At 71.6% G+C, this 17562-nt stretch carries 12 protein-coding genes and 1 pseudogene; 11 read left to right on the top strand and 2 right to left on the bottom strand.

Annotation, left to right across the window (positions count from 1 at the left end; genetic code table 11):
* The first annotated feature begins 96 nt into the window (after positions 1-96).
* Positions 97-1107, top strand: coding sequence for a LacI family DNA-binding transcriptional regulator (locus tag ABD317_RS06370; RefSeq protein ID WP_344288677.1), 1011 nt, complete (start codon positions 97-99; stop codon positions 1105-1107).
* A 104-nt stretch (positions 1108-1211) separates the two neighbouring features.
* Here the strand turns inward: ABD317_RS06370 and ABD317_RS06365 are convergent, their stop codons facing one another.
* Positions 1212-2222 (bottom strand): LacI family DNA-binding transcriptional regulator, encoded by a 1011-nt coding sequence (locus ABD317_RS06365; RefSeq protein ID WP_344288675.1) that lies wholly within the window; start codon positions 2220-2222, stop codon positions 1212-1214.
* Between the two features lie 304 nt (positions 2223-2526).
* Between ABD317_RS06365 and ABD317_RS06360 the strand changes: the two genes are divergently transcribed.
* The 3 genes from ABD317_RS06360 to ABD317_RS06350 all read left to right on the top strand — a co-directional run bounded on the left by ABD317_RS06360 (position 2527) and on the right by ABD317_RS06350 (position 6966).
* Positions 2527-3495 (top strand): glycoside hydrolase family 6 protein, encoded by a 969-nt coding sequence (locus ABD317_RS06360; RefSeq protein WP_344288673.1) that lies wholly within the window; start codon positions 2527-2529, stop codon positions 3493-3495.
* Positions 3496-3638: 143 nt separating this feature from the next.
* Entirely contained in the window at positions 3639-5282 is a 1644-nt protein-coding gene (locus tag ABD317_RS06355; protein WP_344288671.1) for a glycoside hydrolase family 27 protein, read from the top strand.
* Positions 5283-5316: 34 nt separating this feature from the next.
* Positions 5317-6966, top strand: a complete 1650-nt coding sequence (locus ABD317_RS06350) for a glycoside hydrolase family 43 protein (protein WP_344288669.1) — start codon at positions 5317-5319, stop codon at positions 6964-6966.
* 81 nt (positions 6967-7047) lie between these two features.
* On the opposite strand, the gene ABD317_RS06345 is transcribed toward ABD317_RS06350, so the two are convergent.
* On the bottom strand, positions 7048-9486 hold the full coding sequence (locus ABD317_RS06345; protein ID WP_344288667.1) for a glycoside hydrolase family 95 protein: 2439 nt from the start codon (positions 9484-9486) through the stop codon (positions 7048-7050).
* Positions 9487-9875: 389 nt separating this feature from the next.
* On the opposite strand from ABD317_RS06345, the gene ABD317_RS06340 reads away from it, so the two are divergent.
* From ABD317_RS06340 to ABD317_RS06310, 7 genes and pseudogenes are all read left to right on the top strand, one after another.
* On the top strand, positions 9876-10577 hold the full coding sequence (locus ABD317_RS06340) for a FadR/GntR family transcriptional regulator (RefSeq protein ID WP_344288666.1): 702 nt from the start codon (positions 9876-9878) through the stop codon (positions 10575-10577).
* Between the two features lie 320 nt (positions 10578-10897).
* Complete coding sequence (locus ABD317_RS06335) at positions 10898-12013, top strand: glycoside hydrolase family 62 protein (RefSeq protein WP_344288664.1); 1116 nt, start codon at positions 10898-10900, stop codon at positions 12011-12013.
* A gap of 56 nt (positions 12014-12069) precedes the next feature.
* Positions 12070-12996 carry an alpha/beta hydrolase family protein gene (locus ABD317_RS06330; protein WP_234019794.1) on the top strand — a complete coding sequence of 309 codons (927 nt, stop codon included), beginning with the start codon at positions 12070-12072 and terminating at the stop codon, positions 12994-12996.
* A gap of 79 nt (positions 12997-13075) precedes the next feature.
* On the top strand, positions 13076-14110 hold the full coding sequence (locus tag ABD317_RS06325) for an endo-1,4-beta-xylanase (RefSeq protein WP_344288662.1): 1035 nt from the start codon (positions 13076-13078) through the stop codon (positions 14108-14110).
* 196 nt (positions 14111-14306) lie between these two features.
* Positions 14307-15077, top strand: a pseudogene (locus ABD317_RS06320) (ThuA domain-containing protein); the annotation flags it as partial.
* Between the two features lie 394 nt (positions 15078-15471).
* Positions 15472-16686 carry an ABC transporter substrate-binding protein gene (locus ABD317_RS06315; protein WP_344288660.1) on the top strand — a complete coding sequence of 405 codons (1215 nt, stop codon included), beginning with the start codon at positions 15472-15474 and terminating at the stop codon, positions 16684-16686.
* 13 nt (positions 16687-16699) lie between these two features.
* A partial coding sequence (locus tag ABD317_RS06310; protein ID WP_344288658.1) for an ABC transporter ATP-binding protein occupies positions 16700-17562 on the top strand: 863 nt, incomplete at its 3' end.

Genomic DNA, 17562 nt, shown 5'->3' with positions numbered 1-17562 from the left:
AGTGATCGTTCACTTTTTGCTCGGTCCGCTGTAAGGTAGTGAACGGTCACCACGATGGCAATACCCGGGAACGGGCCCATGAGAAGAGGCCGATGCATGACCCAGAGCTCGCCGCCGGCCCGGCGCCCCACCATCAAACAAGTGGCACACCTGGCCGGGGTCTCCCACCAGACCGTCTCCCGGTACCTGCGTTCGAGGGAGGGGCTGAAGCCGGCGACGCTCGCCCGTATCGACGCGGCGGTCCGCGAGCTGGACTACCGTCCCAACCTGATCGCCAGGTCCATGCGCACCCGCCGCACCGGCCGCCTTGCGCTCGTCATGCCGGCCATGGCCTACAACCCCGCGCGCATGCTCGCCGGAGCGGCCGCGGCCGCGCACGAGGCGGGGTTCGCCGTGGAGGTCGTCAGCGTGGAGGGCGGAGCCGACGTCAGAACCGAGCGCGTGCTGGAGCTGGCCGACTCCGGGCAGCTTGAGGGCATCCTGGCGCTGGCCCCGATCAAGTCGGCCATCGAGGGCCGGCTCCCGGAGCGCGCGGCCATCGTCGTCTCGGCCGACTTCGACGACGCCATGCGCGGCATCGGCGAGCTGACCGACGCCGCACCGGTGGACGAGATCGTCGAGCACCTGGCGGCGCTCGGGCACCGCCGCTTTCTCCACGTGGCCGGAGACCTGCAGTTCGCCTCGGCGAGGGCACGCAAGGCCACCTACCTGGAGGCCGTGGACAGGCTCGGTCTTGAGTCGCTCGGCGTGTTCGACGGCGACTGGTCCGGCGACTCGGGCGCCGCCGCCATCCGGATGCGGGCGGCCGGGCGCATGCCGACGGCCGTCGTCGCCGCCAACGACCTCGTCGCCGCCGGGGTCATCCGCGGCGCGAAGGACCGGGGGCTCGAAGTACCGCGCGACCTCAGCGTCACCGGCTGGGACAACCTGGAGGTCTGCCGGTACCTCCCGCCCGCGCTGACCACGGTGCACGTCGACCTCGAAGGGCTGGGGCGCAACGCCATGCTGCGGCTGATCAAGGCGATCAACGGGTCCGAGCCGGAGCCGTCCCGGCAGCCGCTCAACACGGTGATCTGGCGCGAGTCGGTGGCCCCGCCGCCCGCCTAGAGCGCGGTTGCGCCGCCCGCGGCGGGCCGGCTCCGCGGCCCTCGCGTCCGGCAGGTGTTCGACGCCGCGGACCGGACATCGGGCCGCGTCGATGCAGCCGGCGTTCAGGTGCTGGCGCGGGCGACGAGGTGGGTGGGGAGGATCAGGGAGCTGGGCTCCTCGCCGGCGATGCGCCCGGTGAGCATGCGTGCCGTCTCGTTGCCCAGAGCCTGGATGGGCTGGTGGACCGTGGTCAGCGACGGTTCGGCGATCTGCGCGATGTCGAGGTCGTCGAAGCCCACGACCGCGACGTCACCGGGGACCGCGCGGCCCGCGCCGCGCAGGGTGCGCAGGGCGCCGGCGGCCATGTTGTCGTTGGCGGCGAACACCCCGTCCATGTCCGGCTGCCGCTCCAGCAGCGCCGCCATGGCGGTGGCGCCGCTGGGTTCGGTGAAGTCTCCGTACTCCGGCGGGAGGGGCTGCAGTCCGGCCAGGATCAGGGCCTCCCGGTAGCCGCGGTGGCGCGCCCGGCTCGCGTGGGTGTCCGGCAGTCCGCAGATCATGCCCACGCGCCTGCGCCCGCGGGCGAGCAGGTGCTCGGTCGCCTGGCGGGCGCCGCCGGCGTTGTCGACGTCCACGTACCACGGCGCTTCGAAACCCGCCGGGCGCCCGCCGAAGACGACGGGGACCTCCGCTTCCCGGGCGATGCGGAGCACGGGGTCGTTCTCCCGGACGGCCATGAGCACGGCGCCGTCGACGCCCCGGGCGCGCAGGAGTTCCGCCAGGCGCCGCCGGCTGCGGTCGCTTGCCGCGAGGCACAGCATCAGGTGCAGGTCGGCCTCCTCCAGGGCGGCGGAGGCGCCGACGATCACCCTGGCGAAGAACGGGTCCGCGAAGATCGACGGAGCCTCGCCCGAGATGACGAGGGCGACCGCGCCTCGCTGCCGGGTGGCCAGCGCCCGCGCCGTCGTGTTCGGCACGTAGTCGAGTTCCCTGATGGCCCGGAGGACCGCCGCGCGCTTCTCGGCGCTGACGTGGGGCGCGTTGTTGAGCACCCGGGAGGCCGCCGAGCGGGAGACGCCGGCACGCTCGGCCACCTCGTCGAGCGTGGGCCGCAGGCGCGGCACATCTGTCATGGACCCCGGACCTCTCCGCGCCGGCGGCTGTGAGGATGCCCTCCGCTGGGCCGGGAGCGCTTCCAGTTCTGGGACCATAGCGACTCCTCGCGCTCCAGTGAAGGGCGGCCGCGTACCGACTCTTGACAGGTCCCCATCAGCGCACCCACGATGACCGGAGGCACCCGCGGTCCCCCGCCGCAAACTGGGAGCGCTCCCAAGATTGACCACGGCTCTCCCGTGCGCCACCCGTGCGTCGCACCTTCATGCCGCGGGCTCAGGACGAGAGCCGCGCGGCGTTCCCCTTCACGAATGAGGTTCACCCATGCGCACACTCATACGCGGGGCGGTGGCAGCGCTCCTCGCTCTGCCGCTGTTCCTGGCCTCGTCGCCCTCCGCTCAGGCGGCGCCCACCCCGCTCGCCATGACCAGCGGCTTCTACGTCGACCCGAACTCCAGCCCCGCGGCCTGGTCGGCCGCCAACCCCGGAGACGGCCGGGCCGCCGCGATCCGCAGCTCCATCGCCGGCACCCCCATGGCCCGTTGGTTCGGTTCCTGGAGCGGCGACATCGGCTCCGCCGTCGGCTCCTACACCGGCGCGGCCCAGGCGGCCGACAAGCTGCCGCTCCTCGTCGCCTACCACATGTACGGCCGTGACGCCTGCGGCGGGCACTCGGGCGGCGGAGCCTCGTCCCCGTCCGCGTACGCCGGGTGGATCGACGCCTTCGCCCGCGCCATCGGCAACCGCCCCGCCGTGGTCGTACTGGAACCCGACGCCCTCGGCGACTACAACTGCATGTCCCAGGCGCAGATCATCGAGCGGCAGAACATGCTCACCAACGCCCTCTCACGGTTCCGGTCCGCCGCGCCGAACGCCTGGGTCTACCTCGACGCGGGCAACCCCGGCTGGGTCGACGCCTCGACCATGGCGGAACGTCTGAACGCCTCAGGGCTCAGCCTCGCCCGGGGCTTCTCCCTCAACGTCTCGAACTACTTCACCACGGGGGAGAACGTGTCCTACGCCGGCAGCGTCAACCAGGCGCTGGGCCAGCGTTACGGCTACAGCAAGCCGTTCGTCGTGGACACCAGCCGCAACGGCAACGGCTCGAACGGCGAGTGGTGCAACCCCGGCGGCCGCAAGATCGGCACGCCCACCCAGCAGGGAGGCGGCGCCGAGATGCTCCTGTGGATCAAGACCCCGGGAGAGTCCGACGGCAACTGCGGTGTCGGATCGGGCTCCACGGCCGGACAGTTCCTGCCGGAGGTCGCCTACAAGATGATCTACGGCTACTGACACCGGCACCGGGCGGGCCCCGGTCCGCACCCGGCCCGCCCACCCGGACCGACTCCACCTGTTGAACACCGGACTGCCGCAAGGAACCGCCCGTCCCGCGACGAGCGAGGCACCGCGGGACGGGCGCGGCGGAAGGAGCGACAATGCTCACTCGATCACGGAGGCGACTGGCCCGGCTCGCGGTGACGGCCGCGGCGCTGACGCTGGCCGCCACGGTGCCCCACCAGCCGGTGGCCCAGGCCGCGCCCGGCAGCCCGGCCGTCACCCCGCCGCTGGGCTGGAACAGCTGGAACAGCTTCGGCTGCGGCGTCACCGAGGAAACGGTGCGCCAGGCGGCGGACGCCATGGTCAGTTCGGGCATGCGGGACGCGGGCTACGAGTACGTGGTGGTCGACGACTGCTGGTTCGACCCGCAACGTGACGCCCAGGGCAACCTCCGCGCGCACCCGACGAAGTTCCCCAGCGGGATGAAGGCGCTGGGCGACTACATCCACAGCCGCGGCCTGAAGTTCGGCCTCTACCAGGTGCCCACGGAACGCACCTGCGCACAGCGCGTCGGCACGTTCCCCGGCTCGACGGGCAGCATGGGGCACGAGGTGCAGGACGCCCGCACCTTCGCCTCCTGGGGCGTGGACTACCTCAAGTACGACTGGTGCTCGCCCGAGGGCACGCGCGACGAGCAGGTGGCCCGGTTCTCCCTGATGCGCGACGCGCTGCGGGACACCGGCCGGCCCATCGTCTACAGCATCAACCCCAACAGCTTCCACGCGATCACCGGCTCCACGTACGACTGGGGCCAGGTCGCCGACCTGTGGCGCACCACCGAGGACCTGCTGGACATCTGGCAGAACGGCAACGTCAACAGCTACCCGATGGGCGTGGGCAACGTCGTCGACGTCAACGCCCCGCTCGCCGCACAGGCCGGCCCCGGGCACTGGAACGACCCGGACATGCTGGTCGTGGGCCGGCCCGGGCTGTCGCTCACCGAGTCGCGCGCGCACTTCACCCTGTGGTCCCTGATGGCCGCGCCGCTGATGGCGGGCAACGACATCCGCACCATGTCCGCCGACGTCAGCGCGATCCTGCGCAACCAGCGGCTGCTGGCGGTGAACCAGGACCCCCTAGGCGCCGGCGGACGACGGGTACGCGACGACGGCGCCACCGAGGTGTTCGCCAAGCCCCTGTCCGACGGCTCGGTCGCCGTCGGGCTGTTCAACCGCGGCGACAGCACCGCCACCGTCAGTGCCTCGGCCGCGCAGATCGGCCTGTCCGGCGGGTCGTTCACGCTCACCGACCTGTGGACCGGCGCCACGTCGGACACGGGCGGCCAGATCACCGCGAGCGTACCGGCGCACGGCGTGACGGCGTTCCGGGTCACCGGGGGCGCGCCGCTCGCCGCCGAGACCTCCCGGATCCGCGGTACCGGTTCCGGCCGCTGCCTGGACGTGGAGAACTCCGCCACCGCCGCCGGGGCCGCCGTCGTGATCTGGGACTGCCACACCGCCGCCAACCAGCTCTGGACGACGTGGGCAGGCGGCGAGATCCGCGTCTTCGGCGACAAGTGCCTGGACGCCGAGAACCTGGGGACCGCCAACGGCACCCCGGTGATCACCTGGTCCTGCAACGGCCAGGACAACCAGAAGTGGACCCTCGCCGCCGACGGGTCGATCCGCAACGTGCACGCCGGACTGTGCCTGCAGCCGAGCGACGCGGCCACCGCGAACGGCTCGCGGCTGGTCCTGTGGAGCTGCGGCGGCCAGGCCCACCAGCGGTGGACCCGCAGCTGACCCCGACACGACCGACCGTGGAGGCCGACCCCCCATGTCCGACCCACTGCACGCCTGGAGCCGCCGGAGGATGCTCACAGCCGCCTCCGGCCTGACCGCCGCTGCCGCCCTGCCCCTCGCGCACTCCGCACACGCCCGGCCGGCCGCGGCTTCCCCCGCCGTGGGCTCCCACGCCGCGGGGGACGCCGCGCTGGCGACGTACACCAACCCCGTTCTGTGGCAGGACTTCGCGGACATCGACATCATCCGCGTCGGCGACACCTACTACTACTCCGCGTCCACCATGCACTACTCGCCCGGCGCGCCCATCCTGCGCTCCTACGACCTGGTCAACTGGGAGTTCGCCGGCCACTCGGTGCCGGTGCTGGACTTCGGGAGCAAGTACGACCTCGACGGCGGCCGCGGCTACGTCCGCGGCATCTGGGCCTCCTCCCTGGGCTACCGTCCCAGCAACCGCACCTTCTACTGGGTGGGCCAGATCGACTTCGCGCGCACCTACCTCTACACCGCCCCGTCCGTCGAGGGGCCGTGGGCCAGACACGCCTCGCTCGGCAGCGTCTACTTCGACGCGGGGCTGCTGTTCGACGACGACGACACCCCGTACGTGGCCTACGGCAACACCGCGATCCACGTCGCCCAGCTCTCGCCGGACGCGCGCACCCAGGTCCGCTCCCGACAGGTGTTCAGCACCCCGCCGAGCGTCGGCACCCTGGAGGGAGCCCGCTTCTACAAGATCAACGGGAACTACTACATCTTCCTGACCCGGCCCGCCAACGGCCAGTACATCCTGAAGTCCACCTCCGGCCCGTTCGGCCCGTACGAGATGCGGCAGGTGCTCCTCGACCTGCCGGGACCGATCGCCGGCGGCGGAGTGCCGCACCAGGGCGGCCTGGTGAGCACCCCGGACGGCGGGTGGCACTACATGGCCTTCACCGACGCCTACCCCGGCGGCCGGGTCCCGGCGCTCGCCCCGATCACGTGGACCTGGGACGGCTGGCCCGTGCTGCAACTCGTCAACGGTGCCTGGGGGCAGTCGTACACCGCACCGCTTCCCCTGCGCCCCGTCGCGCCGATGACCGGCACGGACACCTTCCCGGGCACCCGGCTCAGCCCGCGGTGGGAGTGGAACCACAACCCCGACACCGGCAGATTCTCCGTCGGCGACGGGCTGACGCTGCGCACCGCGACGGTGACCGCCGACCTGTACTCCGCCCGCAACACCCTCACGCACCGCATCCAGGGACCCGCCTCCACCGCCACCATCGAACTCGACTGCTCCCAGATGGCCGACGGCGACCGGGCGGGGCTCGCCATGCTGCGTGACTCCTCCGCCTGGATCGGCCTCAAGCGCGACGGCGGCACGACGCGCGTGGTGATGGTCGACGGGCTGACCATGGACGGCGACTGGAACACCACCGGCACCGGCACCGAGCGCGCGAGCACGGGCTTCGCGGGTAGCCGGATCTGGCTGCGGGTCCAGGCCGACATCCGGCCCGGGGCCGGGCGGCAGGCCCGGTTCTCCTACAGCACCGACGGCAGCGGCTACAGCCCGCTCGGCCCCGCCTTCACCCTCAACAACGCCTGGCAGTTCTTCATGGGCTACCGCTACGCGATCTTCAACCACGCCACCCGGCAGCTCGGCGGCAGCGTCCGGGTGGCCCGGTTCGACCTGACGGCGCCCTAGCCGGGCGCCGCACGTGCGAAGCCCGGCCGCGGTGCCGCGGTGGTCCGCGCCCGCGGCCGGGCGAGCGGTCGTTCCCGCGCCTCAGCTACGCCGCTCTTCCAGCGCGTTCGCACGATACGTGTGCCCCTGCCGGGCGGCGAACCCGATCAGATCCGGCTCGGTCTGCTCGGGCTGGACCGGGTCGCCGGCGGTCAGGTCGAGGACCTCGTAGCCGCCGCGGAACATCCGGCTGCGGACCTTCACCGCCCCGTCGCGGTCGGGCGTGAGCGAGAGCCGCGTGGCCCGGCCGGCCGTCCATGCGGCGCCGACCGTGTAGCCGCCGCGTCCGCGCAGGCCCTCGACGCTCCCGTCCGGCCAGGCCGGCGGCAGCGCGGGCAGCAGATGGAGTTCGCCGTGGTGGCTGTGCAGCAGCATCTCGGCGATGCCGGACGTCGCGCCGAAGTTGCCGTCGATCTGGAACGGCGGGTGCAGGTCGAACATGTTGGGCGCGAGCCTGTCGGGCGTCACGAGGTCGCGGATCAGGTCGTGTGCCCGGCCGCCCTCCTCCATCCGCGCCCAGTAATTGATCTTCCACGCCAGTGACCAGCCGGTTCCGTCGTCGCCACGCAACTCCAGAGTCCGCCGGGCGGCGTCGAACAGCTCGGGTGTGCCGCGCCTGGTGATCTGGTTGCTCGGGTGCAGGCCGTAGAGGTGCGAGATGTGCCGGTGGAACTGCTCGGTCTCCGTCCAGTCGTGGAGCCACTCCTGGACGTTGCCGCGGGAGCCGATCCGCGTCGGGGCCAGCCGCTCCCGTGCGGCGAGGACCTGTGCGCGGAAGCCGGCGTCCACGCCGAGGACCTCGCCGGCCCGGGCGCAGCCGTCGAACAGGTCGCGCAGGATCTGCATGTCCATGGTGGGGCCGGCGCAGACGGACGCGTTCGGGTGGTGGGCCAGCTCCGGCGAGTTCGACGGGTTGGTGACCAGCCAGCCCCGGTCCGGTTCCTCCACCAGCGTGTCGAGGAAGAACTGCGCGGCGCCCTTCACCGCGGGGTAGTGGGCACGCAGGAAGTCGACGTCGCCGGTGTACCGGTAGTGGTCCCAGACCAGGGTGGCGAGCCATGCCCCGCCGGTCTGCCACATGCCCCAGAACGCCCCGTCCACGACCGAGGTCCCCCGCCACCCGTCGGTGTTGTGGTGGGTGACCCAGCCGCGGGCGCCGTACTGCACCTGTGCCGTGCGGGCGCCGGCGACCGCCAGGTCGTCGATCATGTCGAACACCGGCTCGTAGCACTCGGAGAGGTTCGTCGAGTCGGCCGGCCAGTAGTTCATCGGCAGGTTGGCGTTGAGGGTGTACTTGGAGTCCCACGGCGGGCTCATCAGGTCGTTCCAGATGCCCTGGAGATTGGCCGGCTGGGTGCCGGGCCGCGAGGAGGAGATCAGCAGGTAGCGGCCGTACTGGAAGAGCAGGGAGGAGAACTGCGGGTCGTCGGTGCCGCTGTGCTGCGCGATGCGCACGTCGGTCGGCTGGTCGGCCGCGCCCGTGCGGCCGAGGTCGAGGGTGGTCCGCCGGAACAGCTCCTGGTAGTCGGCCACGTGCCGGCCGCGCAGGTCCTCGTACGTGCGGGCCTGGGCGGCGTCGAGGTGCCTGTGGGCGATGCTCCGGTGGTCGCCGCTCACGTTCCGGTAGTCGACGTAGCTGGTGCCGATGGAGACCAGCAGCGTGACGCTGTCCGCGTCCGACACCCGGAGCGTGCCGCCGGAGCCGGACACCGTGCCTCCCTCGGCGACGGCCCTGGCCAGCGCGAGGAACCGGACCGAGCCGGCGATGCCCTCCATGCTGCCCGAGATGCCTTCCAGCGCGATCGTCGTTCCGTCGGGGCTGGCGGTCGAGGCGCTCTGCGGGCTGGTGAACGCGGCCGTGAACGAGATCGAGCCGGGCGTATCGGCGGTCAGGCGCATGACAATCACCTGGTCCGGTGCGCTGGCGATCACCTCGCGGTGGAACCGCACGCCGTCCGCCGCGTAGGTCACCGCGGTGGTGGCGGTGGTGAGGTCGAGCCACCGTCGGTACCCGGACGCTCCAGCGGCGCCGGGAAGGGTGAGGGTGAGGTCGCCGACAGGCTGGTAGGCCAGCTCTCCGGCCGGCCGGCCGAGCATCGTCCGGTCGATCAGCGCCTGCGCCTGCTCCCACTGGCCGTCGAAGACCAGTTGCCGGATCTGCGGCAGGGCCTCGGCACCCCGCGGGTTGGCGGGATCGTAGGGACCGCCCGCCCAGAGCGTGTCCTCGTTGAGCTGGAGCCGCTCGGTGCCGACGTTCCCGAAGACCATGGCGCCGAGGTGGCCGGCCCCGACCGGCAGCGCACGCAGCCAGTCCGAGCCGGCCGGCTCGTCGTACCACAGCGCCAGGTCGTCGACCGCCCGTACCTCCGGGGGCGCGGCCGAGTCGGCACGGGCGGCGGCCGTCCACGGGACGGGCAGCACGGCGGCTCCCGTGCCCACCGCGCCGAGCCTCATCATCTGCCTGCGCGTCAGTCTCCGCATGCTGATCCTCCACTGGGTCCTGGCAGGGTCCCGGCGGTTCCCTCGGCGCTCAGGTGGCCGGGCGGGCGACGGCGCGGCCGACGGCCCCGGCAGGCGCGGCTCAGTACGGGCGAAAGGCACGGTCAACGCAGCCTCAGCGGGCCTGCGGCCACCTCCGGTACGCCGATGACCTCATCGGGCGTGACACTCCGGAGACATTAAATGTCCGATGACACCCACGCAACCCTTCTCACGAAGACTTCGACCGCGCACAATGAAAATGCCTTGGTTTACCCGCCTGATGCACCGGATGTCCGCGGAGGAAACCGCGCCCCATCGACGGTTCGACCACCCGGACATCAGATGTATTGTGCTGCGCACACCCGGAGGCCGACGCTGGAGGCCGAGCGATGTCACTGACCGACAAGGCGATCAGGCGCATTCGGGAGCTGATCGCTTCGGGCGAGCTGCCGCCGGGCGCGAAGCTGCCGCCGGAGCAGCAACTGGCCGCCGAGCTGGGCCTGTCCCGAGGGCTGATGCGCGAGGCGGTCAAGGCGCTCGTCGTCGCGCGGGTACTGGAGATCCGCAGGGGTGACGGCACGTACGTCACGACCCTGGAGCCGAGGGTGCTGCTCGAAGGGCTGGGCTCCGCGGTCGAACTGCTCCAGGGCGACACCCTGCTGGAGCTGACCGAGGCGCGCCGGCTCCTCGAGCCGGCCGCCGCCGGTCTGGCCGCCACCCGCATCTCGGCCGAGGAACTCGCCGGGGTGGCGGGGCATCTGGACGCCATGCGTGCGGCCAGGGACGACGTCGAACTGCTCAACAAGCACGACGCGGCCTTCCACCAGGCCGTCGCCTCCGCCACCGGCAACCAGACGCTGGCGAGCCTGCTGGAGGGCATCTCCGGCCGGACGGTACGGGCCCGGGTCTGGCGCGGGATGGTCGACGGGGACGTCGCCGGCCGGACACTCGCCCAGCACCAGGACATCTACGACGCACTCGCCGCCGGCGACGCCGCGCTCGCCGAGGCCGCCGCGCTCATCCACGTCAGCACCACCGAGGCGTGGCTCCGCAGACACCTCACGCCGGCCGCGGAGCCCGGCCCTCGATGACCGCCTCTCCCGCCGAAGCCGACGGCGTCGACCTTCGAAAATTTCGACTCTGCTTCCGAATCATTTCAGCGAAGGGGGTTGACGCACCGCCACCCACCCCCTCAGCATCCATGTCTGAGAGTTCGACCATAGTTCGGCATATCGAACACTCGGGGCCTCTTCGGCCTGCGGGACCCCGCAGGCCGTCGCGCACGGCAGCACTCGCACAGCCAGTTCTTTCGTTCCGGTGAGGCTCTCCCGCGCATGTCCGGGATCTCGGACAGTTCGAGGGCACGCGACCGCGTGGTGGGCCCCCGGCTGACCTCCGATGGAGAACCCCCATGCCTCTGTCGAAACACCGCCGACGCACGCGGCCGATACGGACGGCCGCCGCCGTCCTCCTCGGTCTCTCGCTGGCCTGGTTCGCCGTCCCCGCCGAGTCCGCTCCCCTGCGTACGCCCGCATCGGCGACGGACGGACACGCCGCGGCCCAGCAGGAGTTGCCCGACAGCTTCGAGTGGTCGTCCACCGGCCCGCTGATCTCACCTCAGCCGGGCCTCGACTCCGTCGCGGCGAAGGACCCGTCCGTCGTCCAGGACGAGGACGGGACCTGGCACGTCTTCTTCACGAGGGTCGACACCACCGGCGACTGGGGCCTGGCGCACACCGCCTTCGACGACTGGTCCCAGGCCGCCGACGCGAAGCAGACCGACCTGGAGACCGCCTCCGGCGTCGGCTCCGGCTACCGGGCCGCGCCGCACGCCTTCTACTTCGCCCCGAAGGACGAGTGGTACCTGGTCTACCAGACGGGTCTGCCCTCGTTCTCCACCAGCACCGACCCCGACGACCCCACCAGCTGGTCGGCGCCGCGGAACTTCATGGACAGCATGCCCGACATCGTCAGGGAGAACATCGGCGACGGCTACTGGCTGGACTTCTACGTCATCTGCGACGACACCCGCTGCTACCTGTTCTCCGCCGACGACAACGGCCACGTCTACCGGTCGGAGACCACCGTCGCCGAATTCCCCAACGGCTTCGGCAACACCCGGATCGTGCTGTCGGACACCAAGAACAACCTCTTCGAAGGCGGCGCCGTCTACCGCGTCGAAGGCACCGGCACCTACCTGCTGCTCTGGGAGGCCATCGGCAGCGACGGCCGCCGCTGGTACCGCTCCTTCACCTCGCAGAGCCTGAGCGGCCAGTGGCAACCGCTCGCCGACAGCGAGGCCAACCCGTTCGCCCGCAGCAACAACGTCACCTTCGAAGGCGGCAACGCCTGGACACGGGACATCAGCCACGGCGAGCTGATCCGCACGACCCACGACCAGACCATGACCCTGGACCCCTGCGACATCCGGCTCCTCTACCAGGGCATGGACCCGAACGCCGGCGGCGAGTACTCCCAGCTGCCCTGGCGCCTGGCTCTCGCCACCCACACCAACTCCGCCTGCTGAACCCCCCGGGCGGACACCGCAAGGATCCCCCTCCCCCCACACAGGAGTGTCTTCGTATGTCCATGAACAGGCGCACCGCCCTGGGCGCCGCGCTGGGTCTGGGTATCGCCGGAACGACGGGTGCCGCCACCCTGCTCGGCGCCGCACCCGCCGTCGGCAGCCCGACCCGCCGGGCGGTACTCCCCCGGCAGGCACCGACCCAGGACTTCGCCATCGGAGTGCGGCAGTTCAACTGGAGCCGCGGCAACCGCTCGCTCTTCACCAAGATCTTCTACCCGGCCGCCGGGAACCCCGGCGGCAACCCCGTGCCCGACGCCCCGCTCGCCGACGGCGTGTTCCCCGTCGCCCACTGGAACCACGGCGCGTACGGCAACTCCGACTCCTACGCCTCGCAGACGCACGCGATAGCGTCCGCCGGCTTCATCTGCCCCGCCCCCTCGATCAGCGACAACACCAACATCGGCTCCGTGTACGGGGGCGAGTGGTCCAGGGACGTCTCCGAGGTCATCACCCGGACCCTGGCGCTGAACGACTCCGGCAGCCCCTTCGCCGGACACATCGACACCGCGGCCGGCGTCGGCGTCTCCGGCCACTCGATGGGCGGCATGACCGTCCACGGACTGCTGACCAACTGGCCGGACGACCGGATCAGAGCCGCCGTCCCGGTCGCCTGCGTGGACATGGGCAACCCCGCGGGGCTGGACGCCAACGTGCTGTTCATCCACGGCGACCAGGACCCCACCTGCCAGTACAGCCTGGCCCGCCAGGCGTACGCGGAGCTGCCCGCCCCCAAGGCGTTCCTCACCCACGTCGGCGCGGACCACGCCGCGTACCTCAACCCGGGCTTCCCGACCTTCGACCAGACCCAGAACACCCTCGTGGACTGGTTCCGCTGGAGCCTGTACGGCGACACCGCCGCCCGCGACCGCCTCCCCGGAGGCGCCACCGCACCCGGCACCGCCTGGGAAGCCGTCCTCGACTGAACCACCGGGCCCTCAGCACCGCTTCCGGGCAGCGGCCCGACGGCACCTGTCACCCTCCACCGGAAAGCAAGGAGCAGCCATGTCCAGCACCTCACACAAGCGGCCCGCACGCGGCCGGATCTGGTCCGCGGTCGTCGCGGCCGCGACGTCCGCCGGTCTGGCGGCGGCCGGCCTGCTGACGTTCTCCGGCACCGCCCACGCGGCCGACACGCTCCGCGCCGCGGCGGCCGAGAGCGGCCGCTACTACGGCGCCGCCGTGGCCCCCCACCTGCTCGGCGAGAGCGACTACGCGGCCACGCTGAACCGCGAGTTCAACAGCATCGTCGCCGAGAACGTCATGAAGTGGGACGCCACCGAACCCAACCAGGGCCAGTTCACCTTCCAGGGCGGCGACCAGCTCGTCGCCCACGCCCAGAACAACGGCATGTCCGTACGCGGCCACACCCTCGTCTGGCACGCCCAGCAACCCGGCTGGGTGCAGGGACTGACCGGCGACAACCTGCGCCGGGCGATGCTCAACCACATCGACGGAGTCGCCGGCCACTACGCCGGGGACATCGACTCCTGGGACGTGGTCAACGAGGCGTTCGAATGGGACGGCAGCCGCCGCCAGTCCAACCTCCAGCAGCAGATCGGCAACGGCTGGATCGAGGACGCCTTCCGCGCCGCCGACGCCGCCGACCCCGCGGCGAAGCTCTGCTACAACGACTACGGCATCGACGGCGTCAACCCCAAGAGCGACGCCGTCTACCGCATGGTCCAGGACTTCCTCGCCCGCGGCGTGCCCATCGACTGCGTCGGCGTCCAGTCCCACCTCGACTCGAACTCCGACCTCGGCACCTACCGGCAGAACCTGCAGCGCTTCGCCGACCTCGGCGTGGATGTCCAGATCACCGAGCTGGACATCGGCGGCTCCGGCGCCGCCCAGGCCAACGCCTACCGCACGGTCACCGAGGCGTGCATGGCCGTCTCCCGCTGCACCGGCATCACCACCTGGGGCATCACCGACAAGTACTCCTGGCGCGGCCAGGACACACCGCTGCTGTTCGACAGCAACTACCAGAAGAAGCAGGCCTACGGCGCCGTACTGGAGGCGCTGAACAACGCCCCCTGACGCCCGGCGCAGGCCGTCTCTCCAGCCGGGGGCGGGGCACCCGGAGGGCCCTGCCGAGCGCGCGTCGACCGCGCCCCGCCCCGGCACGACCGGAGGCCGAACCGCCCGCCCCCGGACAATCCCCACCAGCCGGCGCCAGGCCGGGCACGTCACCGACCGGAGCGCCGTCGAGACCACCACGGAAGGGAACATTCACATGTCCGAACTTCCGACCCGCCGAGCGCTCATCGGCGGAGCCCTGGGCGTCGCGGCGCTGCCGATCGTGACGGCTCCGGGTGCCTCGGCACTGCCGGTCCCGGGCCCGTCCGCGGCCTCCCGCGAGCCGTACGAGGTCCTCGTCTTCTCCAGGACGGCGGGCTTCCGCCACGACGCGATCGACGAGGGCATCGCGGCGCTGAAGGAACTGGGGGCGGAGAACGACTTCCAGGTGACCGCCACCGAGGACGCCGCCGCGTTCACCGGCGACGGCCTCGCCCGATTCCAAGCGGTCGTCTTCCTGAACACCACCGGCGACGTGCTCGACGCCACCCAGCAGGCGGCGTTCGAACAGTACATCGGGGGCGGCGGCGGGTACGTCGGCGTCCACTCGGCCGCGGACACCGAATACGGCTGGCCCTGGTACGGCGAGCTGGTCGGGGCCTACTTCCAGTCCCACCCGCACATCCAGAACGCCACGGTCGCCGTCGAGGACCGGACCCACGACGCGACCGCCCACCTCGGCGCGACCTGGCGCCGAACGGACGAGTGGTACAACTTCCGGACCAACCCCCGCGCCGGGGCCCGCGTGCTGGCCTCGCTCGACGAGAGCAGCTACAGCGGCGGGACGATGAACGGCGACCACCCCATCGCGTGGTGCAAGGAGTACGCGGGGGGTCGCTCGTTCTACACCGGCGGCGGGCACACGGCCGAGTCGTACGCCCAGGCGGACTTCCGGCGCCACCTGCTGGGCGGCATCCGCTGGGCCGCCGGCACCGCCGGACCCGGCATGTGACGTCCGGCGGGCTCCGGGACACGCGGGGGGCGCCCGGGCCGGGGTGCGTGCGGTATCCGGGCGCTCCGGGGGTGGTGGGAAGGCTGCGGCGCGGGGAGTGGTGGGCCCCCGCGCCGCGGCTGCCTCCGCTTCCGCGGTACGGGAGCATCACCCCGGTCAGGCGGTGAAGCGGTACGTGCCCGCCGCGGCGCGGCGGCCGGCGGCTGAGGAGGCTACGCGGGTCCGCGGTCATCAAAAGCCCCTTTGATACGTTTCAATGAGGGCTGTTCAGTCCCTTGAAAGAAATTCACTCTCTTGACGACAGGCGGCGTCTGGGGGACGTTGTTCGGCGAATCGCGTGCCAGTGCGCCGACCCCGAGGGAGCACCTCCATGCCCCGACGCCTCCGCTTGCGTTCGTCACTCACGTACACCTTCGCCGGTCTCGTCCTGGCGGCCGCGGCCTTCGGCTGCGGAGCACCGGACGACGGCGACTCCTCGTCCGAGAGCGGCACACCGGAGCAGATACCCGACAAGCCCGCGAAGCCCGTGGCGCTCGACATCCTGGACGTCGCCGGGAACCTCCAGCTGACCCAGGGCATGATCGACGAGTTCGTGGACGAGCACCCGGACATCGTCAGCAAGGTGACGTACGACCAGGCCCCGGCCCCCGACCTCGCCGGGAAGGTCAAGGCCCAGCAGGACGCCGGCCGGGTCCAGATCGAACTGGTGCTGACCGGCACCGACGGGCTCGCGGCCGGGCTCGACCAGGACCTGTGGGCCGGCATGGCGGAGCACGAGGACAGGATCGGCAACCCGGACTACCTGGAACCGGCCGCCGACATGGCCGAGTTGGCGCAGGGCAAGGGCGTCGCGCTCGTCTACTACCCGTCCGGGCCACTGCTCCAGTACAACCCCGACGCGGTCGACGACCCGCCGACCACCCCCCAGGAGCTCCTGGACTGGGCGAAGGCCAACCCGAAGCGGTTCCAGTACGCCCAGCCGCCCAACTCCGGGCCCGGCCGCACCTGGCTGATGGGCCTGCCGTACCTGCTCGGCGACAAGGACCCCACCGACCCGGAGAACGGCTGGGCCAAGACCTGGGCGTACCTCAAGGAGCTTGACCGGTACGTCGGCAACTACGCCTCGGGCACCACCGAGACCATGCACAACCTGGCCAAGGGTCAGGTTGACATGATCATGACGACGACCGGCTGGTACATCAACCCGCGCGCGCTCGGCACCGTCCCCAAGGAGATCAAGGCGGGCCACTTCGACGACATGACCTGGGTGACGGACGCCCAGTATGCAGTCGTACCCAAGGGCGTCAGCGCCGACACCATGTCCGCCGTCCTGCAGCTGATCAAGTGGATGCTCACCCCCGAGCAGCAGGCCAAGGCCTACGACGAGGGCTACTTCTACCCGGGCCCCGCCGTGCGGGACGTGCCGCTGTCCATGGCCCCGGAGGAGTCGCAGCAGGTGATCGAGGAGTACGGGGAGCCGGAGTTCGACCGGTGGATCGAGGAGTTCCCCAAGGAGCCCTCGCTCCCCGCCGAGCAGCAGGTCACGGCGTTCGACCTGTGGAACCGCGAAGTCGCGGGCCAGTGAGCGAGGGCTGTCGATGACCCACTTCGGCTCCCTCCGCATGGAGAAGGTGTCCCGGAGCTTCGGCCGCTTCCGGGCGCTCAGGGAACTCGACCTGGAGATCGAGGGGGGCGAGTTCATCGCCCTCCTCGGCCCGTCGGGATGCGGCAAGTCCACCGCCCTCAACTGCCTCGCCGGGCTGCTGCCGCTGACCGGCGGCGCCATCACGGTCGACGGCGAGCGCATCGACAACGTGCCGCCGGAGCGCCGCGGCTTCGGCATGGTCTTCCAGAACTACGCCCTCTTCCCGCACCTGTCCGTGCACGACAACGTCGCCTTCGGACTGAAGATGGCCCGGGTGCCCAAGGCGGAGCGCAACCTCCGGGTGGCGCAGGCGCTGGCCCTCGTGCAGCTCGCCGAGCACGCCCGCAAGCGCCCCGGCCAGCTCTCCGGCGGCCAGCAGCAGCGCGTCGCCATCGCCCGCGCGGTCGTCCTCGAACCCCGGCTGGTGCTCATGGACGAGCCGCTGTCCAACCTCGACGCCGCGCTCCGGCTGGAGATGCGCACCGAGATCCGGCGGCTGCACCAGCGCCTCGGCCTGACCACCGTGTACGTCACGCACGACCAGGAGGAGGCGCTGTCGCTCGCCGACCGCCTGGTGGTGCTGCGCGACGGCACGACCCAGCAGATCGGCACGCCGGAGGAGGTGTACGGCTCCCCCGCCAACCGCTACGTCGCGGGGTTCATGGGCTACCGCAACATGCTCGACGTGACCGTGACGGACGGTGCGGGCGCGGGCGGCGACGGCGGGCGCACGCGGGTGGACCTCGCGGACGGCCGCCTCGCCGGCACCCGCCGCGACGGCGCCCCGGACGCCGCCGACGCCGTCGCCGCGGAGGC

This window comes from Streptomyces synnematoformans (genome assembly GCF_039531005.1).
Taxonomy (GTDB): domain Bacteria; phylum Actinomycetota; class Actinomycetes; order Streptomycetales; family Streptomycetaceae; genus Streptomyces; species Streptomyces synnematoformans.
This window is presented reverse-complemented; position numbering and strand designations above follow the sequence as displayed.